The 26,987-nt window shown below is 42.4% G+C and carries 26 protein-coding genes; 10 read left to right on the top strand and 16 right to left on the bottom strand.

Going from position 1 to position 26,987, the window contains the following annotated elements; genetic code table 11:
- Positions 1 to 124: 124 nt before the first annotated feature.
- A complete protein-coding gene (gene rhaM, locus IGI76_RS09200; protein WP_074535264.1) occupies positions 125 to 457 on the bottom strand; it encodes an L-rhamnose mutarotase in 333 nt (110 codons plus the stop codon).
- 153 nt (positions 458 to 610) lie between these two features.
- On the opposite strand from rhaM, the gene IGI76_RS09205 reads away from it, so the two are divergent.
- The gene (locus tag IGI76_RS09205; RefSeq protein ID WP_438781422.1) at positions 611 to 1,468 is read left to right on the top strand and encodes an AraC family transcriptional regulator; all 858 of its coding nucleotides are present in this window, start codon (positions 611 to 613) and stop codon (positions 1,466 to 1,468) included.
- Between the two features lie 49 nt (positions 1,469 to 1,517).
- Here the strand turns inward: IGI76_RS09205 and IGI76_RS09210 are convergent, their stop codons facing one another.
- The 4 genes from IGI76_RS09210 to IGI76_RS09225 are packed head-to-tail and all read right to left on the bottom strand — an operon-like array spanning position 1,518 to position 6,130.
- Positions 1,518 to 2,555, bottom strand: coding sequence for a rhamnose ABC transporter substrate-binding protein (locus IGI76_RS09210; RefSeq protein ID WP_333719222.1), 1,038 nt, complete (start codon positions 2,553 to 2,555; stop codon positions 1,518 to 1,520).
- Positions 2,542 to 3,564: an ABC transporter permease gene (locus tag IGI76_RS09215; RefSeq protein WP_333719223.1), complete on the bottom strand. Its 1,023-nt coding sequence runs from the start codon at positions 3,562 to 3,564 to the stop codon at positions 2,542 to 2,544. The genes IGI76_RS09210 and IGI76_RS09215 overlap by 14 nt, the downstream gene beginning before the upstream one ends.
- Positions 3,565 to 3,566: 2 nt before the next feature.
- Positions 3,567 to 4,589: an ABC transporter permease gene (locus IGI76_RS09220; RefSeq protein ID WP_333719224.1), complete on the bottom strand. Its 1,023-nt coding sequence runs from the start codon at positions 4,587 to 4,589 to the stop codon at positions 3,567 to 3,569.
- Positions 4,589 to 6,130, bottom strand: a complete 1,542-nt coding sequence (locus IGI76_RS09225; protein ID WP_142973290.1) for a sugar ABC transporter ATP-binding protein — start codon at positions 6,128 to 6,130, stop codon at positions 4,589 to 4,591. Before IGI76_RS09225 ends, IGI76_RS09220 begins: the two co-directional genes overlap by 1 nt.
- A 246-nt stretch (positions 6,131 to 6,376) precedes the next feature.
- Between IGI76_RS09225 and IGI76_RS09230 the strand changes: the two genes are divergently transcribed.
- A complete protein-coding gene (locus IGI76_RS09230) occupies positions 6,377 to 7,315 on the top strand; it encodes a helix-turn-helix transcriptional regulator (protein ID WP_438781426.1) in 939 nt (312 codons plus the stop codon).
- A 4-nt stretch (positions 7,316 to 7,319) separates the two neighbouring features.
- Here IGI76_RS09230 and IGI76_RS09235 read toward each other — a convergent pair whose 3' ends face one another.
- The 5 genes from IGI76_RS09235 to IGI76_RS09255 form a co-directional block, all read right to left on the bottom strand.
- A complete protein-coding gene (locus IGI76_RS09235; protein WP_005230151.1) occupies positions 7,320 to 7,937 on the bottom strand; it encodes an HAD-IA family hydrolase in 618 nt (205 codons plus the stop codon).
- A gap of 216 nt (positions 7,938 to 8,153) precedes the next feature.
- Positions 8,154 to 9,746, bottom strand: a complete 1,593-nt coding sequence (locus IGI76_RS09240) for a TPM domain-containing protein (protein WP_333719321.1) — start codon at positions 9,744 to 9,746, stop codon at positions 8,154 to 8,156.
- A gap of 140 nt (positions 9,747 to 9,886) precedes the next feature.
- The gene (locus IGI76_RS09245) at positions 9,887 to 11,236 is read right to left on the bottom strand and encodes a PFL family protein (RefSeq protein ID WP_005230144.1); all 1,350 of its coding nucleotides are present in this window, start codon (positions 11,234 to 11,236) and stop codon (positions 9,887 to 9,889) included.
- Positions 11,237 to 11,244: 8 nt separating this feature from the next.
- The gene (locus IGI76_RS09250) at positions 11,245 to 11,511 is read right to left on the bottom strand and encodes an ACT domain-containing protein (RefSeq protein WP_005230142.1); all 267 of its coding nucleotides are present in this window, start codon (positions 11,509 to 11,511) and stop codon (positions 11,245 to 11,247) included.
- A gap of 103 nt (positions 11,512 to 11,614) precedes the next feature.
- Positions 11,615 to 12,277 (bottom strand): 2,3-bisphosphoglycerate-dependent phosphoglycerate mutase, encoded by a 663-nt coding sequence (locus tag IGI76_RS09255; RefSeq protein ID WP_438781429.1) that lies wholly within the window; start codon positions 12,275 to 12,277, stop codon positions 11,615 to 11,617.
- Positions 12,278 to 12,692: 415 nt separating this feature from the next.
- Between IGI76_RS09255 and IGI76_RS09260 the strand changes: the two genes are divergently transcribed.
- The 3 genes from IGI76_RS09260 to IGI76_RS09270 are packed head-to-tail and all read left to right on the top strand — an operon-like array spanning position 12,693 to position 16,061.
- Positions 12,693 to 14,174: an ABC transporter substrate-binding protein/permease gene (locus IGI76_RS09260; RefSeq protein WP_123833723.1), complete on the top strand. Its 1,482-nt coding sequence runs from the start codon at positions 12,693 to 12,695 to the stop codon at positions 14,172 to 14,174.
- A complete protein-coding gene (locus IGI76_RS09265; protein ID WP_005230134.1) occupies positions 14,167 to 14,889 on the top strand; it encodes an amino acid ABC transporter ATP-binding protein in 723 nt (240 codons plus the stop codon). Before IGI76_RS09260 ends, IGI76_RS09265 begins: the two co-directional genes overlap by 8 nt.
- A gap of 17 nt (positions 14,890 to 14,906) precedes the next feature.
- Positions 14,907 to 16,061: a pyridoxal phosphate-dependent aminotransferase gene (locus IGI76_RS09270; protein WP_115232426.1), complete on the top strand. Its 1,155-nt coding sequence runs from the start codon at positions 14,907 to 14,909 to the stop codon at positions 16,059 to 16,061.
- A 134-nt stretch (positions 16,062 to 16,195) separates the two neighbouring features.
- Here the strand turns inward: IGI76_RS09270 and IGI76_RS09275 are convergent, their stop codons facing one another.
- Both IGI76_RS09275 and IGI76_RS09280 read right to left on the bottom strand, forming a co-directional pair.
- A complete protein-coding gene (locus tag IGI76_RS09275; protein ID WP_005230129.1) occupies positions 16,196 to 16,903 on the bottom strand; it encodes a DUF4811 domain-containing protein in 708 nt (235 codons plus the stop codon).
- Positions 16,900 to 18,378, bottom strand: coding sequence for an MDR family MFS transporter (locus tag IGI76_RS09280; protein ID WP_010749631.1), 1,479 nt, complete (start codon positions 18,376 to 18,378; stop codon positions 16,900 to 16,902). Before IGI76_RS09280 ends, IGI76_RS09275 begins: the two co-directional genes overlap by 4 nt.
- A 137-nt stretch (positions 18,379 to 18,515) precedes the next feature.
- On the opposite strand from IGI76_RS09280, the gene IGI76_RS09285 reads away from it, so the two are divergent.
- From IGI76_RS09285 to spxB, 3 genes are all read left to right on the top strand, one after another.
- Positions 18,516 to 19,001, top strand: a complete 486-nt coding sequence (locus IGI76_RS09285; protein ID WP_005230125.1) for a MerR family transcriptional regulator — start codon at positions 18,516 to 18,518, stop codon at positions 18,999 to 19,001.
- Positions 19,002 to 19,181: 180 nt separating this feature from the next.
- On the top strand, positions 19,182 to 19,874 hold the full coding sequence (locus IGI76_RS09290; RefSeq protein ID WP_010749630.1) for an N-acetylmannosamine-6-phosphate 2-epimerase: 693 nt from the start codon (positions 19,182 to 19,184) through the stop codon (positions 19,872 to 19,874).
- A gap of 127 nt (positions 19,875 to 20,001) precedes the next feature.
- Positions 20,002 to 21,735, top strand: coding sequence for a pyruvate oxidase (spxB, locus tag IGI76_RS09295; RefSeq protein WP_333719227.1), 1,734 nt, complete (start codon positions 20,002 to 20,004; stop codon positions 21,733 to 21,735).
- Between the two features lie 78 nt (positions 21,736 to 21,813).
- Here spxB and IGI76_RS09300 read toward each other — a convergent pair whose 3' ends face one another.
- Positions 21,814 to 21,942, bottom strand: coding sequence for a hypothetical protein (locus IGI76_RS09300; RefSeq protein WP_005236316.1), 129 nt, complete (start codon positions 21,940 to 21,942; stop codon positions 21,814 to 21,816).
- Positions 21,943 to 22,351: 409 nt separating this feature from the next.
- Here IGI76_RS09300 and IGI76_RS09305 point away from each other — a divergent pair, with 409 nt between their 5' ends.
- Positions 22,352 to 22,897 carry an NfeD family protein gene (locus tag IGI76_RS09305; protein WP_016611105.1) on the top strand — a complete coding sequence of 182 codons (546 nt, stop codon included), beginning with the start codon at positions 22,352 to 22,354 and terminating at the stop codon, positions 22,895 to 22,897.
- A 25-nt stretch (positions 22,898 to 22,922) separates the two neighbouring features.
- Entirely contained in the window at positions 22,923 to 24,377 is a 1,455-nt protein-coding gene (locus tag IGI76_RS09310; protein ID WP_005230116.1) for a flotillin family protein, read from the top strand.
- A gap of 78 nt (positions 24,378 to 24,455) precedes the next feature.
- Here IGI76_RS09310 and IGI76_RS09315 read toward each other — a convergent pair whose 3' ends face one another.
- From IGI76_RS09315 to IGI76_RS09325, 3 genes are all read right to left on the bottom strand, one after another.
- Complete coding sequence (locus IGI76_RS09315) at positions 24,456 to 25,025, bottom strand: sugar O-acetyltransferase (RefSeq protein WP_153884054.1); 570 nt, start codon at positions 25,023 to 25,025, stop codon at positions 24,456 to 24,458.
- 22 nt (positions 25,026 to 25,047) lie between these two features.
- Positions 25,048 to 25,560 (bottom strand): cyclophilin-like fold protein, encoded by a 513-nt coding sequence (locus tag IGI76_RS09320; protein WP_333719228.1) that lies wholly within the window; start codon positions 25,558 to 25,560, stop codon positions 25,048 to 25,050.
- Positions 25,561 to 25,682: 122 nt separating this feature from the next.
- Positions 25,683 to 26,780 carry an alpha/beta hydrolase gene (locus IGI76_RS09325; RefSeq protein ID WP_074535249.1) on the bottom strand — a complete coding sequence of 366 codons (1,098 nt, stop codon included), beginning with the start codon at positions 26,778 to 26,780 and terminating at the stop codon, positions 25,683 to 25,685.
- Positions 26,781 to 26,987 lie beyond the last annotated feature (207 nt).

A 26,987-nucleotide genomic window follows, 5' to 3' on the forward strand; every position in this document is an offset into this window, starting at 1 on the left:
TTTATGATTCGCTGATTTTCACTGAGTTTCAAGGACCTAACCATGAATAAGAGGTCAGAGTTAAGAATTAAAAGACATCCAACGCTTCCCAGAACTCTTGGAATTTTTTAAACAGATTTTTTGATTACTTATTTTTTCTATGTTCTTCCAGACGAAAGACATTCAACAATGACACAGAAACGGGAGAAGAATCAGGATTTGTTTCCATGATATCCTCCATAAATGCCCACCATTTTTGATTGACCTTCGTCCTTGATGCTTGTGCCCAAAGCTTCTCATCAGTTATTTCTAAAATACCAAACAAATCATTTGTCTTAGGATCTAAGTAGATTTCATAGCTTTGAACACCATGCTGGGAAAGCATATCTACCATTTCAGGCCATAACTCGTCATGACGTTTTTTATAAAGTTCTTGATACCCATCAAGCAATTTCATTCGGATCGCTTTTTTGATCATCACATCTTCACTCCTTCACTATTACCTGTCAATTTTATAATATATGATTCTCATATTCTTTTCGACCATACTTCTTTTGGGGGGATTTTAGTCTCTTGACAACCCTTACATTATCCGTTTACTCTTAAAATAGAAAAAATTAGGAGGAAACTTATGTCCTACTGGCAAAATGATCACCGAAATTGGTCACCAGATTCGCTTTATTTAATAGAAACACCTAGCCAGATGTGTAAAGAACTGCTTTTCTACGTTCAAGAAACTGGTCATTTCAAGGCGTCTAAACCTTATTTTACTGAAAGAGAAAATTACCCTTCCTACCTATTGAAATTTACCCATAGTGGGCAAGGAACGCTTTTTTATGAAGGAAGTACCTATACTCTTGAAAAAAATAGTTTCTTTTTGATCGATTGCAAAGGATACCAGCATTATTTCACCTCCAGTAATGAGCCATGGGAGATGGATTGGATTCACTTTTATGGTCTTGGTACAGAAACTTTTTACAACTATTTTCTTCGATCAGGATCAAATAAATGTCAGTCTGCAAATTCAAAAATTCCAGCCATCATCCAAAAAATACAAAACCAGCTCTTACAAAAAAGTGGTAAGAGCGAATTCAAAGTATCTTTGTTGATCCACGAACTCTTAAATGAGGTTATCCTCAACAAGTATTATTCCAATGATTTTGAGGATGACATTCCCTACCATATAAAAGAGATTCGTGCATATTTAGAAGCAAATCTCACTAGAACCGTTACCCTTGACGAACTAGCCACAGCTTTCAATCGTGATAAATTCCATCTCAGCAAAGAATTTACGAAATTTCAAGGAGTACCGCCAATCGAATACCATCTCTTAGCTAAAATATCTTATGCAAAAGAACTGCTGCGATTTACCTCACTCAGTATGAAAGAAATCAGTGAGGTAATCGGCATCAAAAACTCATCTTACTTCAGTCGTCTCTTCAAAAAAAGAACTGGTATGACTCCATTAAACTACCGTAAATCAGATTAAGATGCAAAAAGGTGCTTGTTTCCCTCAAGCACTCTTTTTGCCATTTTTTTTAATAGACTTCTTTCCATTCGTCGATGTTGCTGCTATCAAATCGGAACGGCTCTCCTAGGAAGGACTCTGTGCCGCCATCAGGTGCTTCGGTGATTTCTTTCGTTCCTAAATCTCCTGCTTCAAATGTTTCCCCTACGGAACCGCTAATGTCTTCTTGTGCCAATGCGGTCAACAAATAACCGGTCATATAGCCAATATCGATAGGATTCCAAAGATACATATATGGGCAGACATCATTGTCAATGTATGCTGCCATTTCAGAAGGAAGCCCCAGTCCTGTGACTTTAATATTGTCCGAAACGCCTTTGTCTTGAACAACTTTAGCGGCAGCTGCGATACCGACGGTAGAAGGTGACATGATCACCCTTAAATCAGGAAAAGATTGCAATAATGCCTCTGTTTCAGAAGTAGATTTATCTCTCAGGTCATCTCCATAAGCAATTTTTACAAGCTCAAGTCCGGCATATTTTTCATCTTCTGCCATCAGTTCTTCCATCCCAGCAATCCAAGTATTTTGATTCGTGGCAGTACTGGTGGCGGAAAGAATTGCAAATTGTCCCTCTCCTCCTGCCAGATCTAAGACAGCATCCATCATTGCAACAGCAATCGCTTTCGGGTCGGCTTGATTTACATGAGCCTGTCTTGATTCTTGGTTGACTGCAGAGTCAAAGCTCGTGACAGCAATGCCTTGATCCATTGCTTGCTTTAATGCAGGCTGCAATGCGTTCTCATCGTTTGCTGCGATGGCGATTCCATCCACGCCTTGTGTGATCAACTCTTGAATTATATTGATCTGCTGCTCTGCCGTGGGCTGATCTGGTGTTTTTTCAATGACTTGATACCCTTGCTCTTCAATCGCCTTCTTGAAGCCCTCAATCTGTTTCTCATTAAACGGGTTGCCAGCACTTTTAGCCACGATTGCGTAAGTTCCTGATGAATTCTCTACATTTCCAGCACTTTCCTGCCCATCGCCGCAAGCAGCTAAAAACATGACAGCTGTGGCGATTGATAAACCGATCCATTTACTTAGTTTCATTGATTGTCCCTCTTTTCATCCATTTAGTTGAGATTTTTGATAGATCAAATCTAGTAATTAAAACGCTGATAATCAGCAATACACCTAAAATCATCGTAATCGTCTGCGCTCGCAGATTGATGATTCCCAAACCATACCTTAAGAAACCAATGATAAAGGTTCCTAAAATCGGACCAAAAACTTTTCCTTTGCCTCCACTAGTACTGATTCCGCCAAGGACACACATGGAAATCACTTCCAACTCGTAACCAGAGGCAATATCTGCCCGAACGCTAGACATTCTTGAAGACAAAAACAAAGCGGTGATTCCAGCCATAGCCCCCATTAGTGTATAGACGATTAAAAAATTCTTTTTCGTTTTGATTCCTGAAAACAAACTTGCTTTTTTGTTGCTTCCCATCGCATATAGTTCTCTTCCAAAAGCTGTCTTCGTCATAATCAAACAAAAAACAATTGCTGTAAAACCAAAGGCAAGAGCAATCAGCGGTATCTCCCCTAATTTTCCCCATCCCAATTGTTGGAACCAATCCGGAAAGCCTGAGATCGACTGATTCTCCAATAATATATAAGCAAGCCCTCGGTAAATCGTTAGCGTTGCCAAAGTGATGATCATCGTTGGCAACTCAGGAAATAAATTGACGAGGATCCCGTTAAGCAAACCACAGACAGATGCCAGTATAAGACAGGCAACGATGGCTATTACCATAGATCCGGTCTGCTGATAAACGAGTCCCATGCCGACCGCTGATAAAGCAACGGTTGAACCGATAGAGATATCGATCTCCCCCAGAAGTAAAATCATCGTCATAGGAAAAATCATAAAAGATTTATCAAGGAAATTCATCATCGCTGTACTTATGGAACCTGCGTTTAAATAATTTGGTGAAATCATACTGTTCATTATCTGGATTCCCACCAGTATCAAAAGCAGAATAAATTCCCAAGAAAAAAGAAATCTCATCCATGGGGATTTTTCATAATCTGGAACGGTCTCTTTTCTTTTAGCCATTACTATTCTCTCCTTTTCAGTGCGGCAGCATCCGACCGACGTTTCATTAATACATTCATTACAATAGCAGCAACGATGACCACCCCTTGAATCGCATCCTCCCAAAAGGTTGACGCATTTAACAACGGCAAAGCATTATTCAAGATACCGAAAAGTAATGCCCCCGTAATCAAGCCAGAAATTTTCCCTACGCCTCCATTAACACTAACACCCCCTAATACGCAAGCTGCAATCACGTTTAATTCATACCCAGAAGCAGTATCTCCTTGTGCAGAAGCAAACTTACTGACCCATAAAACACCCGCTAAGCCAGCAAGCAAACCATTGAGCATGTATACAAGAATCAACGTTCTTTCTTTACTGATCCCTGTGATCGCCGTAGCCTCTTCATTGGATCCCACAGCATACATGCGACGACCACTTCTAGTAAAATTCAAAATACAATAGAAGACTGCCAGAACGATGAAAGCTGCCCAAATCAAATGATTTATACCTAAAAATGAACCTGTTGCGATCTCTTTAAAAGCATCAGTCATTTGAAAAGCACTGACCCATTGATTATCACCAACGATGTAGGTTAAACCGCGATAGACATTCATCATCCCCAGTGAGGCAATAATCGGCAGGATCCTTCCTTTGGCAATCAAAAGGCCTAAGACCAGTCCTGAGAAAAGCCCCACGAAAAGCCCCACGAGCACGGCAACTATAACCGGGATGTTCGGAAAATCTCGGATAAAAACCGCTGAGGACATCCCAGATAAAGCAACAACTGCCCCCACAGAAAGATCGATTCCGCCTGTGATCAAAACCATCATCATTCCCACAGCCAAAATAGCTAAAATAGAAGTGTTGGTCAACATATCGGTCAAATTGACCATTGTCAGAAAACTGCTGTTTTGAGTTTGGATAAATACTGATGCTACTAAAATAAATAAGATCAATCCAAGTTCCCGTGAATTAGGAAGTTTATCTTTTAAACGCTTGATACCAAATCCGTTTTGCTTTTGCAACTCATTAAGTTCCATTACAAAACCTCCTTTACTTTTTCAGAGTTGCTGGATACCTTCTCAACATCCTGGGCGATCATCGCAAGGGCCAGAATACGTTCCTGTGTGGCTTCTTCCACTGACATCTCGCCAGTGATTTTCCCTTCCTTCATGACATAGATACGATCAGCCATGCCCAAAACTTCAGGCATCTCCGAAGAGATCATTAGAACTGCATAACCTTTAGAAGCAAGATCGCTGACAATTTCATAGATAGCCGCTTTAGCTCCGACATCTACTCCTTTCGTCGGTTCATCGAGAATGATCAGCTTCAAAGAAGAGGTAAGCATTTTTGCAACAACGATTTTCTGCTGATTCCCTCCTGACAACGTGGAAGCTTTATCTGAGATACTTCGACACTTAATTCCCAGCTTATTCGATAACTCCTGAGCCAACTGATTTTCTTTTTTGGGCGCTAGCCAAATTGAATTGCTAATTTTTCGCATGTTGGAAAGAGTAATATTATCACCGATCGAAAAATCTAAAATCAGCCCTTCTTTTTGACGGTCTTCCGGTAGCAGACCGATTCCATGAGAGAGCGCATGGTTTGGGTTTTTCGGAACGAATTTTTCCCCATCCAGATAAATCGTTCCCTGATCCGCTTGGCTGATTCCAACAATCGATTCCACTACTTCAGTTCTTCCAGCTCCTACTAAACCGGTCAGAGCTACGATTTCTCCTGCTCGAACACTGAGATTAATATTTTTGTAATAGCCTATCTTCGACAGTTGCTCCACACGAAGTACTTCTTCTTTGGGAGTCAGCGTTTGTTTTGGAAAGAGTTGGTTGATTTCTCTGCCAACCATCGCCACGATTAAATCATGGTTGGCGATTCCGTTCACATCCCAACATCCAATATATTGTGAATCCCGAAAAACGGTGACTTTTGAAGCAAGGCGATACATGTCTTCAAAACGATGAGAGATAAAAATGATCGACTTACCTTCATCTCGCAAGCGTTCCGCCAATTGATAAAGCTCTTCACTTTCAGAAGCAGTCAAAGCTGCAGTAGGCTCATCCATGATAATGATATTGGCCTTCTGCGAGAGCGCTTTTGCTATTTCAACGATCTGCTGCTGGGCGATTGAGAGCTCTCCCATCCGATCTTTTGCAGAAAAATTAGCTTTCAGTCTTTTGAGAAGACGGTCCGCCTGCTCATTCATTGCCTTCCAGTTAAGTGTTTTTAGTAAACCGTTCGTCACCTCATGCCCCAAGAAAATATTTTCTGCAGCAGTCAAATCAGGATATGCGACGATGTGTTGGTAAATGGCAGCAATTCCCGCTTCTCTTGACTCGGTGGTATTTTTAAAACATACTTTCTTGCCTTTAAGATAGATATCACCTTCATCCGGCTGGTGGACGCCAGTAATTACTTTGATAAAGGTTGATTTTCCTGCACCATTTTCTCCCATCAGTGCATGAATCTCGCCTTTGCCTAATTTGAAATGGACATTATCAAGTGCCTTGACCCCAGGGAATGTCTTAGTGATACCTTTAAGCTCTAAAACCGTTTCTGACATCTTCTTTCATGACCTCCTTTGAAATCGTTTTCTATAACGAAAAGTATAGCCCGTATATGGTGAGGAAACGAGGGGAATTCTTTGGTTCAGTGAGTGTTTTTTTTCGAAAAATCAGCATAAATGACACTTTCTTGGCATCATATGTTCCAATATTGTCAAAGCGATTTCAACAAAAATTATCCTTTCTAAAATTTGCTATAATTTCACCTGTACTGAGTGGGAGAGATTAGCAAAGGGGTGCATATAATGAACGAGGAGAAAAAAAATCAGCCACAAACCCTTAAAGGCGAACAGTCCTTTAAAATGACTAAATTGAAGGGTTCCCCTACAGTGATTCAAAGAAAATACTACGAGGAGGCCATTTTTATTTATGTAAGAAGTGGTCAGGGTTCGTTATTTATTGAAAATACTTGTATTAAAATCAATCGGTATGACTTCGTAATGATCTCGCCTTCCGTTCCTTTTCATATCGATCAGTCAGACAATGATGTGATCATGATTATTCAAGCACCACCTAAATTTATTAAAAAAGATCTTTTTCCAGCCTTAAAAAATAACGAACAAGTAAGTCCTTTTTTCTTTCCATTCGTTTACGAGACACCAATGAAAACACCTTACATATATTTTAAAAGCCGAGACACCTCACCGTTAAACTCTTTCAACAATTTTTACTACGAGTGGCAAAAAAAAGACAAAAACCCTCGAATCATTACTTTGTTTTTGGCAATCATGATTGAAGACATCAGCCAGTCCTACGAGATGATTACCTCCTGCAATCTTTTCAAAAAAGAATCGGTGGATATTCAAGGAATCATTGATTATATTGAACTGCACTTAAATTCGATCACACTAAAAAAATTGGCACGTCATTTTCATTACAATCCCACTTATCTATCCACTTTTTTCAAAAAGAATACATCCATGAAATTTTCTGATTATGTCAAGATGCAAAAAATGGAAAAAGCTAAGGAATACTTGTTGCATACCGATCATTCGATCGATCAAATTGCTATCTTGTTAGGTTACTCTGATCGCAGTCAATTCTTTCAAGTCTTTAAAGCCTATTATGGTATTTCACCCAGCGATTTTAAAAAAGTCGACGTTCTCATACCTTTTGTGACAAGTAATTTCATGATCGTTATCAATGGACAGGAAAGAACATTTTCACCACAAAAAAAGCCTTGATTTCTCAAGACTTAATGATTTCTTGTATTTCAGCCATTGATTGGACGGTATGGTCGGCAGATACATCTTTTAAGAGACCTTCTATATCATAAAATATCGTCTTGACACCTGCTCCTTGTCCTGCAAAAACATCCATCGTGCGATCACCGATCATGACAGTCTGATCTTTGTCTAGTTGATACTTTTCAACAAGATAAATCAGGGAAGTTGGATCCGGTTTGCGGGGGAAGTTGTTTTCTGGGCCAACGATCTCAACGATCAGGTCTGCCATCTGTTCTTTTTCTAACAACTCTTTCGTTGAGACGACATCGCGGTGGGTCAAAATGTAGTTCTTGCCACCAGCAGCAACCACGGCTTCTAATGTTTCTTTGGTTCCTGCAAAGGAAAGCGGCAAACGATCATCCAGCGCTTCATTTGCTTTGAATGCTTTAGTGAACTCTTGAAAATCTAAGTTGTATTTTTCAGCAACTTTTTTGGAAGATGAATCTTTCAGTATATAATAAATCTCCGCTGGATCTGGATCAAAGCCATACTCCTTCAATGTCTTGATAAAAGCTTTTAACATGATTGGGTAGCTGTCGTAAAGTGTTCCGTCAAAATCCCATATGTAAGATTGGTACATGATATCCCTCGTTTTCTCCCTTTTTCAAATGAATGAAAGTTCCATTCATTTTCAGTAACTCTAAAAAGTTTACCACACTTTGTTTGGTTTGTCTTATTTATCAAGGGATTTCCTCTACAAGAAAAAACGCCATTGACCATACAATCCTTCCGCTTGCACAAACCAACATGCAAGCGAATGCATTGCAGAACAATGAACGTTCCTCACTACGAAAAATTACCAGCTACCAGAAACACCGCCACCGCTGCTGCTTCCTCCGCTAAAGCCGCCAAAATCATTCGAAGAACTTTGCGTATCGGCAATGACTTGTTCTTGATGGGTCACATGATTATTCATCATCACAAAGAACAACGCCATATTCATACCATGGGGGTCATACTCTTGGCGAGCATTATTCAAAACGGCTGCTCGATCAGAAGCATCAAATGAGGATAATTTGTTCGCTAAATCTGGGTGATTTTGATAAACCTGTTTCAAGTCAACTTGGAACAAGGCATCTGTTTTCACTTCCGCTAGAACATCAGAAACTTCTTTTGGAATGGCTTGTACCATCTCAGGATAGGTCGCTTTTTCCGTCACAAGTTGAGCTAAGTATCGCCCTTGCTCATTGCGTCTTCTGATCTCTTCTTTGGCTTGCTTGGCTATTTCTGCTCGATAAGCATCTGCTAAAGGCAGATTTTCGGGTAACACCGCATCAGTCAAATCGTAGTCTGCCATCCGTTCAGTCACTTCCCTGCCTAATTGGGCTTCATAGGTTTTTAAGGTGTCATGTTGTGTAAGGATCACCTGACCGAAATGTTTGACCGTGGTTTGTTTCTTCATCAGCAAGTTTGAAAAATAAGATCCAATTGCTGGATTCGTCAAGGCATGTTGGAAAACTCGTTTATCCGCAGTCGACAATCCGGTGATCGAGCTCAATTTCGCTGGCACGTAAGTACTCGTCACATACTGCGTAAATGCTTGTTGACAATCTTTTGCTGTCTGATACTGATGGTAACGCTGATAGTTCTTTCTATTGCTAGCCCATTTCAAGAAATCTTTCTGTTGGAAGTGACTATCTTCTAACAGATGTTTCGGCAATGGCAGGTGCTCTTCAAAACGCCGTTTGGTTTTAAGATGGCGAAAACTGATGAACCCGACAAGGCCTGCAGCTGCTGCCGCTACGACTCCACTGACGATTTTACCAATAGTGAACCACATCTGCTTAGTGGCTTCTGCTTCTTGTGCCTGTTTTTCTGCTAACATTTGCTTGCCATCTTGATAGATCGTCCCTAAACCAATCGTTTCATCCGCTTCTTTCATTCGCTGATAGACTTCATTAGAAGCTGCCAATATCGCTGTATCATAATCTTCATCTCGTAATGCGTCTTTGGCATCTTCATCCACTAAATCATCTTCCGATAGCTCACTGAAGACATAGGATAGTCCATCGCCATAACCTAGACGAAATTCACGATCGTCAATGGCAAAGAGAAACAATAGTCCATTATTGTCCTCTGGATTTCCTAAACCATACTCATTGAACAGTTCCAAATTACGCTCTTCAATCGATTGCCCATCTAAAGAAGGGATCGTGATCACAGCATATTCTGGCGCTCCAGTCAATGATTGGAAGCCCTCTTTATTCAAAGCATCGATCTGTTTGATCGTCTCTTGTGAAAGGACCCCGGCATCATCACGAACAAATGTCTGTCCAAAGGCAATTGATGGTTGAAGGACAAAAAATCCCATCAAACCAACAAAAACCAACATCCCAAGTTGGAAGATTTTCTTCATTTTACCACCCCTTTTCATCGTGTTATCTTTCATTGTATTCGATTTCAAATGATAAAACATCCGCCTTAAGCATGAAAAAAATAGTTAGATGACTAAAAAACCTTTAAAAGACAGCATTTTGGTCGGTCTTTTAAAGGTCATTTTATCATATTTTCCTAGTAAAGGAGTACAAATTAATTTTTGAATGAATGGATCGGAGCAGGAATACGTCCCCCACGTAAAATGAAATCAGTAGACTGCGCAGGATTGGTTTTCATCACTGGCGCCGTTCCTAATAATCCACCAAATTCAATGCGGTCGCCGATTTTTTTGTCTTTCGCTGGAATGATTCGGACAGCTGTCGTCTTGTGGTTGATGACACCGATCGCTGCTTCATCCGCAATCATTGCGGCGATCGTCTCAGCAGAAGTATCTCCTGGAATCGCAATCATATCCAAACCGACAGAACAGATCGCCGTCATGGCTTCAAGTTTTTCTAAATTCAATAAACCAGCTTCTACTGCTTTGATCATCCCTGCATCTTCAGAAACGGGGATAAAGGCACCCGACAGACCTCCAACATGGTTACATGCCATTACGCCGCCTTTTTTTACTGCATCATTTAACAAGGCCAAAGCCGCTGTCGTTCCGTGGGTACCGACAGATTCTAGACCCATTTCTTCTAAAATCAATGCCACACTATCGCCGACTGCAGGAGTTGGCGCCAGCGAAAGATCGACGATCCCGAATGGAACGCCCAAGCGCTCTGAAGCCACGCGCCCGACCAATTGCCCCATCCGCGTGATCTTGAAAGCTGTTTTTTTGACTGTTTCCGCCACAACATCAAAGGACTCGCCTTTGACTTTTTCCAAGGCACGTTTGACGACACCAGGTCCGCTGACACCAACGTTGATTTCCACATCAGCTTCACCGACCCCATGAAAAGCCCCTGCCATAAAGGGATTGTCTTCCACTGCATTGGCAAAGACGACGAGCTTCGCACAGCCCATATCTGATGCCTCAGCCGTTTTCTTGACTGTTTCTCCCATCAGACGTACTGCATCCATGTTGATCCCAGCTTTCGTTGATCCAATATTGACCGACGAACAGACAAAATTGGTTTGAGCCAAGGCTTCTGGAATCGATTCGATCAATGCAAGGTCGCCGCCTTGATAGCCTTTTTCTACTAGTGCGCTATAGCCGCCGATGAAATTGACTCCAACTTCTTGCGCCGCTCGATCCAAGGTCTTCGCAACTTTGATACAGTCTGCGGGTGTCGGCTGGCAAGCTGCCACTACGATCGCTACAGGGGTAACCGAAATCCGCTTGTTAATAATCGGAATGCCATATTCACTTTCGATCTCTTCGCCGACTTTGACAAGATCTTTCGCTTTTGTTGTAATTTTTTGAAAAATTTTCTCACAAGTACGATCAATGTCGGCGTCAATACAATCCAATAATGAGATCCCCATTGTGATGGTACGAATATCTAAGTTTTCTTCTTCCACCATGCGAATGGTTTCAAGTATTTGATTTGTCTCCATAGTGCCTCCTATAATTTGTGCATGGTATCAAAAATCTCTTGATTTTGAATGCTGATTTTTACACCTAATGTACGACCAATTTGGTGAAGCTCCTCACGAACACCATCAAAATCCTGATTGGCATCCATGTTTAAAAGCATCATCATCGTGAAGTAATCTTCCATGATCGTTTGGGACACATCTAAAATATTGATTTCTAATTCTGCTAATTTCTGGCTAACACCAGCAATGATCCCAACCTTGTCTTTTCCAATAACGGTTAATACGGCTTTCATATCCTCCCGCCTTTCATAAAATTTTTCTTATTATAGCACAACAAAACCACATTTTCGATGTAACATCAAACGAAAATGCGGTTTATTCTTTAAATGTTCGTTATTACGCCCGTTCAATCAAGTTTGCTTGGCTATCAAACTCATAAATGATCGGCTGTGCGTTAGGAACATCGATCGTATCCATGGCATCTTTTGGCACGTCTTCCAAATATTTGACTAACGCCCGCAAGCTGTTCCCATGACCAGTAATGAGAATATTCTTATGATCTTTAAGTAACGGAACCACCTGGTCTTGCCAAAATGGGACTACTCGCGCCACCACCATCCCCAGATTTTCGCCCTTAGGTATCAAGCGGGGGTCTAAAGAATCATAGCGGCGGTCTAAATCATTTTCCTCCACATATAAATGCGGTTCATCATATCCACGTCGCCATTTTTGCACCTGTTCTTTTCCATACTTTGCCACCATCTCATCTTTATTGACCCCTACTAATTGGCCATAATGACGTTCATTTAGGCGCCATGTTTTTTTCACAGGGACCCAAAGCTGATCGCTGGCTTCCAGAACGGCATCGCAAGTGATGATCGTTCGCTGCAGCACAGATGCAAAGGCAAAATCAAAGGAAATCCCCAATGCTTTGATCTGTTCCCCCGCAGCCCAAGCTTGTTGTCGGCCTTTTTCGGTCAGAGAAACATCTAGCCACCCTGTCCAGTAATTTTCAAAATTTGCTTCACTTTCACCATGTCGAATCAATACGACCTTCATTCTATCGCCTCCTCTTCTCTTTTATTATCGCAAGAAATCCAAAAAATGTCTTATGTTTCGTTTTTGCCGCTTTGTTTAAAACCACTTTTAATTTTGTCATTACAGATCCTGTTTCTCGTTTAAGCGAAGCTGCTTTCTTTCTTCACTATCCGTTATTTTCTAAGCATCCTTTCAAACAGATGTGTATAGAAAATGGCTGCTGCGCCTTTTCCACTTTCTTCTTCCTTGGATTGCAAATAATTTGAATAAATGGTTTTACGCTCTACAACAATTTTTGACTTTTTTTCTCTGACTTATTGACTTCAACTGATGTTATGCTATGATAGTTTCTATCACTTATATGTATTTTTATACATTTATTAGTTATTATTTGCATTTTTAATAGATGCGCAGAAAAAGTTAAAGGGGCGTTTACATGAAAAGGTTTAGTAAGGGTACTGTTGTATTAGGGATCATCACAGCGTTGCTGCCGTTTTTCTTTGTCGGACAAGCACATGCAGAAGAAACCGATCCCATCTATGAAAAAGTCAAAGAAAATGGCGTATTGGTCGTGGGTTTATCTGCCGATTATGCACCATATGAATTCCGTGCCAATGTTGACGGAAAAAATGAAATCGTGGGGATCGATATCTCGATTGCCCAAAAAATTGCAGATGACTTAGGGGTCGACCTGAAGATTGAGGAGCTTGGGTTCGACGCGCTGTTAGGGGCTCTAAAAACGGGTAAAATCGATGTCGTCATCTCTGGGATGGCTGCTACGGATGAGCGCCGTAAAGAAGTCAATTTCACTGACACCTATATGGAAGTCCAACAGACCGTCCTGGTTCGAGCAGAAGATGCGGATCGTTTCCAATCGACGGCTGATTTTGATGGTGTAGCTGTCGGTGCACAACGACAAACCACACAAGAAGAGCTGGCAAATACAGAATTGACTGGCTCGACCGTCACCTCTTTGCAAAGGGTGCCTGATTTGATCACCAATCTAAAATCACGCAAGATCGATGCGATCGTGATGGAAGGTCCCGTCGCTGAAGCTTATGTGACGGCGAATGATACCTTGGCATTAGCCGAAAATGTCACGTTTGAAAACGGCGTGAAGGAGACCGCGATCGCCATCTCGAAAGAAGCGCCAGTTTTACTGGAAAAACTCAATTCCTCCATTGAAACTATCATTAGTAATGATCTTTTAAGCCAATACAAAGAAGATGCCTATCGATTGATGTTTACCGAAGAAGGCACGATCGATGAAGAGCAAAGCTTTTGGGAAAAATATCTGCCTTTTTACATCACTGGAACTGGCTATACGATCTTCCTAGCCTTGGTTGGGGTATTATTCGGCTCTATCGGTGGCAGCTTGTTAGCCTTTATGAAGCTTTCTAAGTCAAAAGCATTGAAAGTCATTGCCGCTGTCTATATTGAATATGTTCGGGGAACACCTTTGTTAGTACAAATATTTATTGTATACTTTGGAACAGGCGTGTTAGGCTTAGAGCTTTCGAAGTTAGCTGCTGGCTGTATTGCCTTAGCACTAAACAGTGCCGCCTATGTGGCAGAAATCATTCGTGCTGGGATCAATGCCGTCAATAAAGGACAGCTGGAAGCCGCTCGTTCATTAGGCATGAATCAGATCCAAGCGATGCGCTTCATCATTTTCCCGCAAGCCATCAAAAACATCTTGCCTGCTTTAGGAAATGAATTTGTCACGGTCATCAAAGAGTCTTCGGTCGTATCGGTGATCGGTGTGTCTGAACTGATTTTCCAAACAGGCGTCGTTCAAGGGGCCAGCTTCAAACCATTTTTACCATACGTTATCGTATCATTGATCTACTTTGTATTGACCTTCGCCCTCTCACGTCTATTGGGTGTTGCTGAAAGGAGAATGAAAACTAGTGATTAAAGTTGAAAAATTAGTGAAAACATTTGGCGAGAATACCGTCTTAAAAGAAATCGATCTTGAAGTGACACCTGGTGAAGTCGTTGTGATCATCGGACCCTCAGGAAGTGGGAAAAGTACTTTCTTACGCTGCTTGAATCTTCTTGAACAGCCGACTGGCGGGAAAATCACCTTCGAAGGCAATGATTTATTGGCAAAAGGGGTGAAAATCGATCAGATTCGTCAAAAAATGGGAATGGTCTTTCAAAGCTTCAATTTATTCCCTCATAAAACGGTGTTAGAAAATCTGACTATCAGCCCGATCAAAGTCAAACAGCAAGAGCAAGCTGCTGCCGAAGAGACAGCGAAAGGATTGCTGGAGCAAGTTGGCTTAGCTGAAAAAGCGGATAGTTACCCCTCTAGCCTTTCTGGCGGGCAGCAGCAACGGGTGGCTATTGCTAGAGCGTTGGCAATGGATCCTGATGTAATGCTCTTTGACGAACCAACCTCAGCATTGGACCCAGAAATGGTTGGAGAAGTGTTGACAGTCATGCAAGCTTTGGCAGAAAAAGGCATGACGATGGTCGTCGTTACCCACGAAATGGGCTTCGCAAAAGAAGTCGCCGATCGTGTCATCTTTATGGCTGACGGTATCATTCAAGAACAAGGAACACCAGAACAAATCTTTGAGCATCCGCAAAATGCGCGGACACAGGATTTTTTAAGCAAAGTTTTATAGAAATTGGAGATGACAAAATGAACCGTCCGTTGATTGCAGAACGTTTTTTACAACCAGAAGAAAATCTTTTAATGGAGATCGCCACTCTTGCGAAGAAAACCCCGAATTTGATTGATTTGTCGATTGGTGATCCTGATTTGATTACAGATGCGACAATCATTGATGCAGCTTTTGCTGACGTCAAAGCGGGTCATACAAAATACACCGCTTCAGACGGTAGTGCTGATTTTATCCAAACCGTCGTTGATTTTTATCAAAAGCAATACCAGCTTACTTTTTCTCCTAGCCAAGTACGAGGAACTGTCGGTGCATTGCATGGCATGTACTTAGCTTTGGCTGCCATCATTGATCCCGGTGATGAAGTGATTATTCACGAACCGTACTTTTCGCCTTACAAACAACAAGTCGAACTAGTCGGTGGTGTGCCAGTCTTTATTCCGACCTTTGAAAAAGATGGCTTTCAAATCGACGTCGAGGTTTTAAAGGCCGCTATCACTGAGAAAACCCGTGCAATCATTATCAATTCACCCAACAATCCTACTGGTGCTGTTTTTTCTCCAGAAACTTTTGAAAAAATCGCAGCAGTTGCCATTGACCATGACTTACTAATCCTCTCAGATGAAGTCTATGAAGCCTTTTGCTTTGATGACACCTTTGTACCGATGGCAGCCTTCGCACCTGAGAACACCATCACATTCAGCAGTTTCTCAAAAGCCTTTGCCATGACAGGCTGGCGAATCGGTTACATGATCGCACCTGAATCGATCAATCTTACGGCAAAACTGATCAATGAGGCGATCGCCTATTCGGCACCAACTCCTTCACAACGGGCAGGTATTTACGCATTGAATCACTATGATACCCTCGTGCCGCAAGTGGTTGCTGTCTTCAAGGAACGACTGACTTACATTGAACAACGGGTTGCTGAGATCCCCTTCCTTTCCTTATCCCCTGTCAAAGGAAGCATGTATGCCTTCATCAACATTGAACAAACGGGGTTGGACTCTGTCAGCTTTGTCGAGAAATTATTAAAAGAAACCAGTGTGCTGATGATCCCTGGGAAAGCCTTTGGAGAAACAACCGGCGATGGCTATGTTCGCTTAGCTGCCACCCAATCGTTGGACTTGTTGAAAGAAGCTTTCGATCGGATTGCCGCGTGCTCATTTGACTAAAGAAAATCCCACTCACTTCTAGTGTGTGGGATTTTTTTTAGTGGCAGCCGTTTTTCAAAAGTATCACGTTCCATATAAAAAAGGGACAGAAGAATCCGATTGGATTCTTCCGTCCCCTGACTATCTGCTCGTTTTTACTTTTTTGCTTCTTCCAGCAGTTTTGCCATCGCTTCTTTTTGATAAGCTTCTGTCAATTCAGCGATTTTTGCTTTTTGGGCTGCCTCATCCATAGTTGGATCAGCCATTAATGCAGCTTGCATTTTTTCTTGGACATACGCTTGTCCTTGTGTTTTCATGGTGTCCGCTTGTTCTTTCGCTAAAGAAGCCAGTTTTTTTGCTTGATCCACACTCAAGACTTCCCATGAATCTGGCAATGAGAACGTATTGGTACGGCTGACATATTGGCCATCGTTATCAGCGATCCCGAACAAGAAGCGTGATAGGTCACTTTTATAAACCCAGCGCGTCGTTTTTGTTTCTAATTGAGCTGAATCAGCCCCTGTTTCCACGACATTGGTCACTTTATCAGTACCGGTTTGTTTTGGTTCCTCTTGATCAGCATCCGTTTTATATAGGTAGATTTTTTCCGTACCATCTCCTAATGGCTGATACAATAGCAAATCAAAATTCTCGTTATCGGCACTAGAAACCAGTGGGGTTGTTTTAGCAGTCGTTTCTTTTTCCATTCCAAAATGATAAGTCAAATTGGCCATCAATGCGACGACACTTGCCACGAAGACTAGACCTAAGACCAATGATAAACCTGTTTGCAGCTTATTTTTGGCAAAGACATTCAGTACCGCAAACCCTAACACGCTAAGAACGATCAAAAGCAAGATCATTTGTCCGCACCTCCTTCAAGAACCGTCAATCGTGGTTCTTTTTTCTTTAAGGAGAAGGCGATCAAGAATCCTAAGAAGCTAAAGACCGCTGCCACATAAAAGGCGGCATGGTAGCCAGATAAAGTCGCTTCGATTGCTTTTTCTTTGTATGCCAAAGGCGTTGCATCCAGCAAAGAATCACTTGGCAAGTTGCCCTTGGTGACGTTTGTCAAGACACTGATCAAGATAGCCGTACCAATTGAGCTGGCTACTTGACGGAACGTATTGTTTACCGCGGTACCGTGACTGATCAAATGACCAGGTAAGGCATTCATTCCTGAAGTCGTTACTGGCATCATCACCATTGAGATCCCGAACATCCGAATCCCATAAAGAATGATGATATGCAAAATCGGTGTATCTTTTGTTAAGAAAGCAAATGGTAAGGTTGCGGCAGTCAAGATAAACATCCCGGTGATAGCTAAACGTTTTGCACCATACTTATCAAAGATCGCACCAGTGATCGGCATCATGATCCCCATGATCAACGCACCTGGCAATAACATCAATCCTGAATGAAACGCTGACTCACCACGAATGTTTTGGATATACAATGGGAGAACCATTTCAGCACCGATCATCGCCATATTCGTGACCCCTGAAAGGATCGACGCCAAGGTAAAGGTCGTTGATTTGAACACGCGCAACTCTAAGAACGGATGCTCAATGTGCAATTGACGCCATGCAAAGAAAGCAATGAAAAAGACACCGGCTGCTAGAAAACCGATTACTTCCATACTGCCCCACCCTTTGTCGCCGACGCTTGAAAAGCCATAGAGCAATGTACCAAAACCAAGGGTTGATAAAATCGCTGAGAACAGATCGATTTTCGGATGCGACAATTCAATCACACTCTTCATTAGAAAGAGCGCTAAGACTAAGACTAAAACGACGATTGGGATGACCATTCCGAACAAATAGCGCCAGTCATAATGATCAATGATCCAACCAGATAACGTTGGGCCTAAGGCTGGTGCTAACCCAATAACGATTCCTGACATGCCCATGGCTGAACCGCGTTTTTCTGGTGGGAAGATCGACAACATGATATTTTGCAAAAGCGGCATCGAGATCCCTACACCGGCAGCTTGCACTAAGCGGCCAATCAATAATGTAGAAAAGTTCGGTGCAGCAAAACAAGCGATCGTTCCTGCAAGGAAGATGCTCATTGCCGTTAAGTAAAGACTTCTCGAGCTGAACTTGTTGATCAGCCATGCGGTGATCGGGATCATGATCCCATTGACCAGCAAGAAACCAGTGGTCAGCCATTGAACATCAGATGCTGAGATGTCAAAGGCATCCATCAAAGTTGGAAAAGCCGTTGTTAACAATGTTTGGTTCAAAACAGTACAAAACGTACCGATCAGCAAAACCATGACCAGTAAGGAACGGTTGTAAGGTTTGCCGTAGATATCTAAAGGACGACTCGTTGACATATTTCACACTCTTTTCAGTATATTTTTCATAAAACCTTCTTTACTTTAAATCTTTCCCTGAAATTTGTCAACCTACTTGACATAAAAGTAAAACAAGTTACAATATTAACAAATACCTTTACAAGAATGGAGTCCGTATGTCTCATCTTTTTCGAAAACTCGTTGATAATGAAAACTTGTTGGTCGGCATCAGCGAACTTAGCCAAATGTGTGATATCTCCCCTCGCCAATTGCGTTATTGGGAACAAAAAGGATTTATTCAATCGGTCCCACAAGAAGAAAATGCCCCACGAAAATACCGACTGCCCACGGTCGTCAAAGTGGAAATGATCAAAACGTTTTTAGATGAAGGCTTTACGTTGGCCAAGGCTGTTGAAAAAGCGGACAAAAAAATCAAAACCGCCCATCATATTCGCAAAGTGTTTTCTGGGGTTTTACAAAATTTAGAAGTCATCAATGAACGCTTTACGATCATCAGTCTGGGACCAGTAGATGACGAAGGAAAAATCCTCCATATCATTCACGATGAAGAAACAGAACGATTGCAATACGAAGTGCTGCCTGCTAATCAAACGATCGATTTTGAAAAGTTCAAGCAATGCACGTCAAAACAAGCAGAATAAAAAATCTGCCTAGCCTATTCGTTACGTGCAGCAAGTATCCATGACAATGATGCTTGCTGCACGTTTTTTGAATGTCTTGCCTTTGATTCAAAGAGGTGTTGATTCATTTACAAGCAAAAAACCTCATGATATAGTCGAAGGGAGAAACGAACCTTTAGTAGAATGGGAAGTGTCATATAAATGGAAAAAGAAGTCTTTACCCAACAAATCAAGGGCGGGTTGATTGTTTCTTGTCAAGCATTGCCTGGAGAACCCTTGTATACCGAAAACGGCGGTGTCATGCCCCTATTGGCAAAAGCAGCTCAAGAAGCTGGAGCTGTTGGCATCCGTGCCAATTCCGTTCGCGATATTCGCGAAATCCAAGCCGCTGTTGATCTGCCGATCATCGGAATCATCAAAAAAGACTATCCACCTGAAGAACCATTTATCACAGCGACCATCAAAGAGGTGCACGAATTAGCAGCTTTACAGATTGCGGTGATCGCTTTGGACTGCACCTTGCGCAAACGTCACGATGGCTTGACGGTCAATGCCTTTATCAAACAAATCAAAACTCTTTATCCCAATCAACTACTCATGGCAGATATCGCCACCTATGAGGAAGGCATCAATGCCTTTGAAGCGGGTGTCGATTTTGTAGGTACAACTTTGTCCGGCTATACGGCGAATAGTCCCACCATTGACGAACCAGATTATCAATTGATCCAGCAATTGGTTGCGGCAAAGGTTCCAGTGATAGCCGAAGGCAAGATCCACACCCCGAAACAAGCAAAGAAAATCCAAGATATGGGTGTGACGGGTATCGTGGTTGGTGGTGCCATCACCCGACCAAAAGAGATCGCCAGCCGATTCGTGCAAGAGCTGCGCAACTGAGTCGTTCATTTCCTAAAATAAGTCTTTCACTGCGCCTTGTGACAGAAGGCGCATTCTTTGTTGTCTTTTTGAGAAACGTTTATACTTAAAAGAGAACGAATGACAACAGAGAAAGCGAGTGAAGAAAATGACAAAAATCAATGCTGGTACAGCAATGATCAAGGTTTTTGAAGCTTGGGGCATCGACCATATCTATGGAATCCCCGGTGGATCTTTCAACTCAACGATGGATGCTTTGTACCATGAACGGCAATCGGTCAAATATGTTCAAGTACGTCATGAAGAAGCAGGTGCGCTGGCAGCAGCGGCTGATGCCAAGCTAACGGGAAAAGTCGGTGCGGTTTTTGGTTCTGCTGGTCCGGGTGCCACCCATTTGATCAATGGCTTATATGATGCTCAAATGGATAACGTGCCCGTCGTTGCCTTGTTAGGACAAGTAGCTTCGAGCTCAATGAACTACAATGATTTTCAAGAAATGAATGAAAATCCGATGTTCGCTGATGTCAGTATCTACAATCGCACGGTCATGTCCCCTGAAAGTTTGCCCCACGTGGTGGATGAAGCCATTAAAGCAGCCTACAAATTTAAAGGAGTCGCTGTGGTAACGATCCCGGTCGATTACGGGTTTGCAGAAATCGACGAACAGGAGATTGCAACCGCAAAAAATCATAAGACAGGTGTTCTCCAGCCTGATGAAGAGGATTTACATGCTGCCCTTCCTTATTTTGAACAAGCAAAAAAACCCGTCCTTTATATCGGACAAGGTCTCTTTGGTCATTTTGATGCCATCGATGCTTTTTCTAAGCATTTCTCGATGCCTATCGCAGCTTCTGTCTTAGCCAAAGGCATCGTGCCTGATCTTTATGAAAACTTTCTTGGATTTGCTGGACGGGTTGCGACAAAACCTGCCAATGAAGCTTTGGCAGAAGCCGATCTCATCGTTTTTGTCGGCAGTGACTTCCCTTTTGGCCGCCGCTTTTTCAATCCTGGTGCCAACTTTGTCCAAGTTGATATCGACGCCTCGAAATTTGGTCGTCGTCATCAGACGGATGTCTCCGTTTTAGGAGATGGTGCGACCGCTCTTAGAAAATGGACAGAGATGGCAGCCCCTCGTCCTGCAGATGCTTGGTTAAAAGCCAATCAAGAAAACTGTCGCAATTGGCATGAATGGCGCCATCGTTTTTACCATGATTCGCAAGAGACTTTGCGTCCTGAACCTGTCTATCGAGAAATCAACCGGATTGCAGCTCCTGATGCTCTGTTTGTCACGGATGTCGGTAATGTGACGATCCACAGTATCCGTCATTTAGAAATGACGGGTGAACAGCGTTTTACAACGTCTGGCTGGTTTGCGACAATGGGTAATGGTGTACCTGGTGGGATCGCAGCTCAATTGAGCTATCCGAATCGCCAAGTATTTACCTTTAGTGGGGATGGCGGTTTTGCGATGCAAATGCAAGACATCATCACCCAAGTGAAATATGATTTGCCAATCATCAACGTGGTCTTTTCCAATGACTCATTCGGCTTCATCGAAGCGGAGCAAGAAGATACCGAGCAAACCAAGTTCGGTGTCCAACTAGCCGGTGCTGATTTTGGTAAAGTTGGGGAAGCATTAGGTGCGAAAGGCTTCACGGTAACGAAGGAAGAAGAATTAGCATCCGTCTTTACACAAGCTAAAGAAATCAACGGACCTGTGGTGATCGATGTCAAGATCGCTAACGAACGACCTCTTCCTGTCGAAGAACTGAAACTTGATCCGAACCGCTTCAGCGCTGAAGAAATCGCAGCTTTTAAAGCAAAATACCAAGTTCATGATCTGCCAGCTTTGAGTGAGTTGTACGTGGATTCTCAAGAGTAAATAAAAAAGAGAGAAAGACAGAAATCCTGTCCTTCTCTCTTTTTTTCATCAACCATTTCATGTTTCTAATGCATTGCCTTACTTATTATAAATTTTCGGGCCTTTACGCATGTTTTTTCGATCGTTTTTTGGGGATTCCATTTTTTTTGAACGGCCGCCGCCTTGTTTTTTCTTGATTAGCTCTAACATTTTTTCTTTTTGATCCATCGATTCCACCTCTATTTCTTAGCAATACTGTCGGTTGAAAAGAAGTGTTCCTGACTTCTTTTATGTTTGCGAACAACTACCTTCGATCTATGGTAATAGAAAATAAAAGCTGCCTCTTACGATTCAAATCATCTGCAGCTGATTTTGCCTTTTTCTAGTACCCTGATTTAATCTACTTGGATTTTCCTGGTTTGTCAATGGCTGGTGAAAAAAAGCTGATTTTTGATCGGCTCTTTCAAGAAAAATAAACCTCCCTTTGTTGTACTATTTATTCAAATTTACTATTTTATTTAATTTTTTTTATTATTTATTGGTATAATTATAACAGAACACCTATTCCGTTCTTTTCCTTCCCTCGTTCTTCTTTCGATTGTTTCTTAGCTTTCATTGTTCTTACAAATCACTCTATTTGAAAGGAGGTGGATACGTGCTGCACACTTATGCACCTGATCAGATTTATTTGTATGTATTGATTGGCTGTGCCATTTTAGCCTTTTTGCTGCTTCTGTTTGGCGATATCTTCGATTTTGATGGTCCAATTGATCCGATGTTGATCATCCCCTGGTTTGCCTTTACGAGTCTTTTCGGTTACTTAGGGGAAACTATTTTCCCAGGCTATTCGATGATGCTTTTCATTGGTAGCGCTTGTCTTTCTACAGGGCTCGTTTTTCTCTTGAATTTTTACGTGCTGATTCCCATGAGGAATGCTGAAGCGACGCTTTCGAGTTCCGAGAAAGACTTTGAAGGTCGAATCGCAACGGTGCTGACGCCGATTCCTTGTGAAGGAATGGGTGAAATTCAACTCACAAGTGTCACTGGTTCAAGTAATCGTCCAGCCTCGGCTTTTCAACCTATCGATGAACCATTAGCAGCAGGATCAAAAGTGTTGATTATTGAAGTCAAAGAGCGTATTTGCTACGTCGTTCCCTATACAGAAAAATTTTTGGACAACTAAAATAAATCACTAAAGAGGTGCATCTATGGATATTTTCTTATCACCAATTGTCTTTCCGATCGCAATCGTGGCGTTCATTTTACTGATGCTTTTGATCATCTTTGTCACGAAATATCAAACAGCCAAGCCCGATGAAGCGTTGATTATTAGCGGAAGTTACCTTGGCAACAAAAATGTTCATGCGGATGAGAGCAATAACAAAATCAAAATCGTGCGTGGTGGCGGAGCCTTTGTTTTGCCAGTGTTCCAACGATCAAACCGAATCAGCTTGCTTTCAAGCAAGCTAGATGTTTCAACACCAGAAGTGTATACGGAACAAGGAGTTCCCGTTATGTGTGATGGAACTTCCATTATCAAGATCGGCTCATCCGTGGAAGAAATCGCAACGGCAGCGGAACAGTTTCTAGGAAAAACCCGTGAAGAATTAGAAAATGAGGCACGAGAAGTCTTGGAAGGTCACCTGCGTTCGATCCTTGGTTCGATGACCGTCGAAGAAATCTATCAAAATCGCGACAAATTCAGCCAAAGCGTGCAAGAAGTGGCCTCTGTCGATCTAGCGAAAATGGGCTTGATCATTGTCTCCTTTACGATCAAAGAAGTACGAGACAAAAATGGCTATTTAGATTCTCTTGGAAAACCTAGAATCGCCCAAGTCAAACGGGATGCTGAAATTGCGGAAGCTGAAGCGCTGAAAGAAACCCGCATCAAAAAAGCCCAATCGGAACAAGAATCGCAAACAGCGGAATCAAAACGCATGACCGAAATCGCTGAAGCATTGAAGGAAAAAGAATTGAAGTTGGCGCTATATAAGAAAGAACAAGACATCGCCAAAGCCGATGCCGATCAAGCCTATCATCTGCAAAGTGCCATCATGAAACAAAAAGTCCGAGAACAAGAGATTGAAGTCGAAGTCGTTGAACGACAAAAACAAATCGAATTGGAAGAAAAAGAAATCTTGCGTCGTGAACGCCAATTTGATTCTGAGATCAAGAAAAAAGCCGATGCCGATCGTTATGCGCTTGAACAAGAAGCATTAGCGAAAAAAGCGTCTGCGTTAGCAACCACTGAAGCTGAGCAGTTTCGAACAGAGTCGTTGGCAAAAGCTGAAGCCGATAAGATTCGTCTGATTGGTTTGGCAGAAGCCGAGACGACCTTGGCGAAAGGAACGGCGGAAGCTGAAACGAAGGAAAAAATCGCTGAAGCCTTCAAGAAATATGATGAAGCAGCGATCCTTAGCATGATCGTTGAGATCATGCCGCAATTAGTCAAAGAGGCTGCCGCCCCATTAGGCAATATCGATAAAATTTCGGTCGTTGATACAGGATCAGGTGAAGGCGGCGGTGCCAATCGTGTCACCAATTACGCCACCAATCTTTTGTCGACCACACAAGAAACATTGAAAGAAACCCTCGGTCTGGATGTGAAATCGTTGATCGAAAACTTCGCCGGTTCCAATACGAGCGAGCCGCCTCAAGAATAAGAAAACCGCTGTTCGTCTTCATCGCTTCAAAAGCGACAAGGCGAACAGCAGTTTTTTTCTTACTCATTGCTATTGTGCTTACTCAGTGACCTCTTTGACATAGTTTGCAGGTACACCAGCCACGATCGTGCGCTCAGCGACATCTTTGGTCACCACTGCCCCAGCAGCAATGATTGCATGGTCACCGATGTTCACACCAGCCACGATCGTTGCATTTGAGCCAATCCAGACATTCTTCCCAATCGTAATGGGTGCTGGATAAAGCGTACTACGATCTTCAGGGTGAAGGCCATGATTCAAGGTAGCTAGAACTACGTTGTGCCCTATTAGGGTACCATCACCGATCGTGATCCCTCCTTGGTCTTGAAAATGACAACCGGCGTTAAGAAACACCCCTTTACCAATGCGGATGTTTTTGCCGTAATCTGTATAAAAAGGCGGAAAAAGCGAAAATGTCGGTTCAACTGCTTTCCCAGTCAATTGAGCAAAAAGTTCTTGTAATTCATGAGGTTCATGATAAACCGTATTGATTTTCATGGTCAATTTTCTCGCCTCAGCACTCAAAGCCATCATTTGTTTTGAAGCTTGCGAACCGGCAAGTAAGGGTTCACCACTTGCCATAATTTTGTTTAATTGATCGATCGTCATTTGTTTTTCTCCTAATCATTCGTTACTCACGAGTATTTTCTAGCGAAAAGACAACCTCCACGTCTTCTCCCCCCAACGCTTCTCTTAATCCTGCTGGATCTTCAATAACGCCGATACGACTATAGCCACCATAAGAATTGGTAAAGGTCTGATAAAACAGCACCAATGTATGACTATTCCAGCTCATGATTTCTCCTTCGTGAATGATCTCCGGCCGTTCTGTAGTCATTTCTGGCAAATTCTCAGAAAAACGATAATATTTCTCGTGGTTGTTCAAGTCACTCATTGTCAACGTGAAGGGCATTTGATTCATTAGGTATTCAGACGCCTCATTTTCATAAAACTTCGCTATAAAATCCTGTTGACCAACCGTAATGACCACATCTGTTGCTGATTCAATCGTCGGTTGATCATGATCCTGACTTGCCTCAGAGGAAGTTTCGCTGGCAGACAGCGCATGCCTCTCCTCTGTTCCACTTGTCCCACAGGCACTTAGTAGGAACAGCAAGACAGCAGGGATGAGTTTTATCAACATGGCTTCGCTCCTTTCTGCTGATGATTCGATGTAGCGGCGGGCAACGGAATGCTTATTTTCTAAAACACGAATGCTCAGCAGAAGATATGGGACTGAACAGTCGTGCAGCTGGTTGTTGCGGTTTAATTCAAATGCTCTTGGAAGAATTCGGTCATTTGGTCAAAAGGAATCACCTCTGTTTGGTCGTATAGATCAACATGCGAAGCATTAGGAATGACTGTCAGCTCTTTGTTATCGCCTTGCAATTGCTCAAAGGCGTCTTGACTGAAGTAAAGTGAGTGGGCTTCTTCTCCATGAAGCAATAAAACGGCGCTTTGGATCTCATCAATGTAAGACAAAAGTGGCATATTTAAGAATGACAGCGAAGACGTGACATTCCAACCATCATTAGAGTTCAAGGAACGTTCGTGGTAGCCTCGTTCTGTTTTGTAATAATCAAAATAATCCTGCATAAAGACAGGCGCATCTTCTGGCAGTGTATCTGGTACCCCACCTGCTCGTTCGTAGCTGCCATTGGCAAAATCAACTGTACGTTGGGCGTTTAGCTGCTGGCGCAATTCATGGCGTCCTTCAGCCCCCATTTCATCAAAATACCCTTGAGCATTGACTCTCGACATGTCATACATGGTAGCAGAAACAGTCGCTTTCACACGGGTATCGATAGCTGCGGCATTCAAAGCTAGACCACCCCAGCCACAAATCCCAATCAAACCGATTCTTTCTTCATCTACGTTTTCTTGGACAGATAGAAAATCGACTGCTGCTTGAAAATCTTCTGTATTAATGTCTGGGGAAGCCACATAGCGTGGTTCGCCACCGCTTTCACCTGTATAGGACGGATCAAAAGCGATCGTAACAAAACCACGCTCTGCCATCGTTTGCGCATATAGACCAGATGTCTGCTCTTTGACTGCTCCAAAAGGTCCGCTAACGGCGATTGCTGGAAGTGGTCCTTGCGCATCAATTGGTTCATAAAGATCAGCAACTAAAGTGATCCCGTAACGATTCTGGAAAGTCACTTTTCGGTGATTCACCGTGTCACTTTCTGGGAAAACTTTATCCCATTCATCTGTCAATGAAACATTTTCTGTCATCGTTTCTCCTCCTGAGCTGGCTTGCGGCTCTTCATTCGTCTCCTCATTATTGCTGCTACAAGCACCTAAAACCAACGGTGCCAGCACAACTAAAGACACAAGGGCCTTCTTTTGCCATTTTTTCATTTCATTCGCCTTCTTTCTCGGTCAACTATCCTGTACCTTAGGGCGATTCTCCAATGTTTCTCAAATGATCAAGGTCTGGATGATCGTTTTTTCTTGATCGCTTGAGCTATTTTTAGATAAACCTATTGTACTTGCAGCATCTTTCTATGTAAAATACTAATATCAAATACCCAACTATTCATATATAGCATAGAAAAAGGAGTATAG

The sequence above is a fragment of the Enterococcus sp. DIV2449a genome, assembly GCF_051711225.1.
Taxonomy (GTDB): domain Bacteria; phylum Bacillota; class Bacilli; order Lactobacillales; family Enterococcaceae; genus Enterococcus_D; species Enterococcus_D casseliflavus.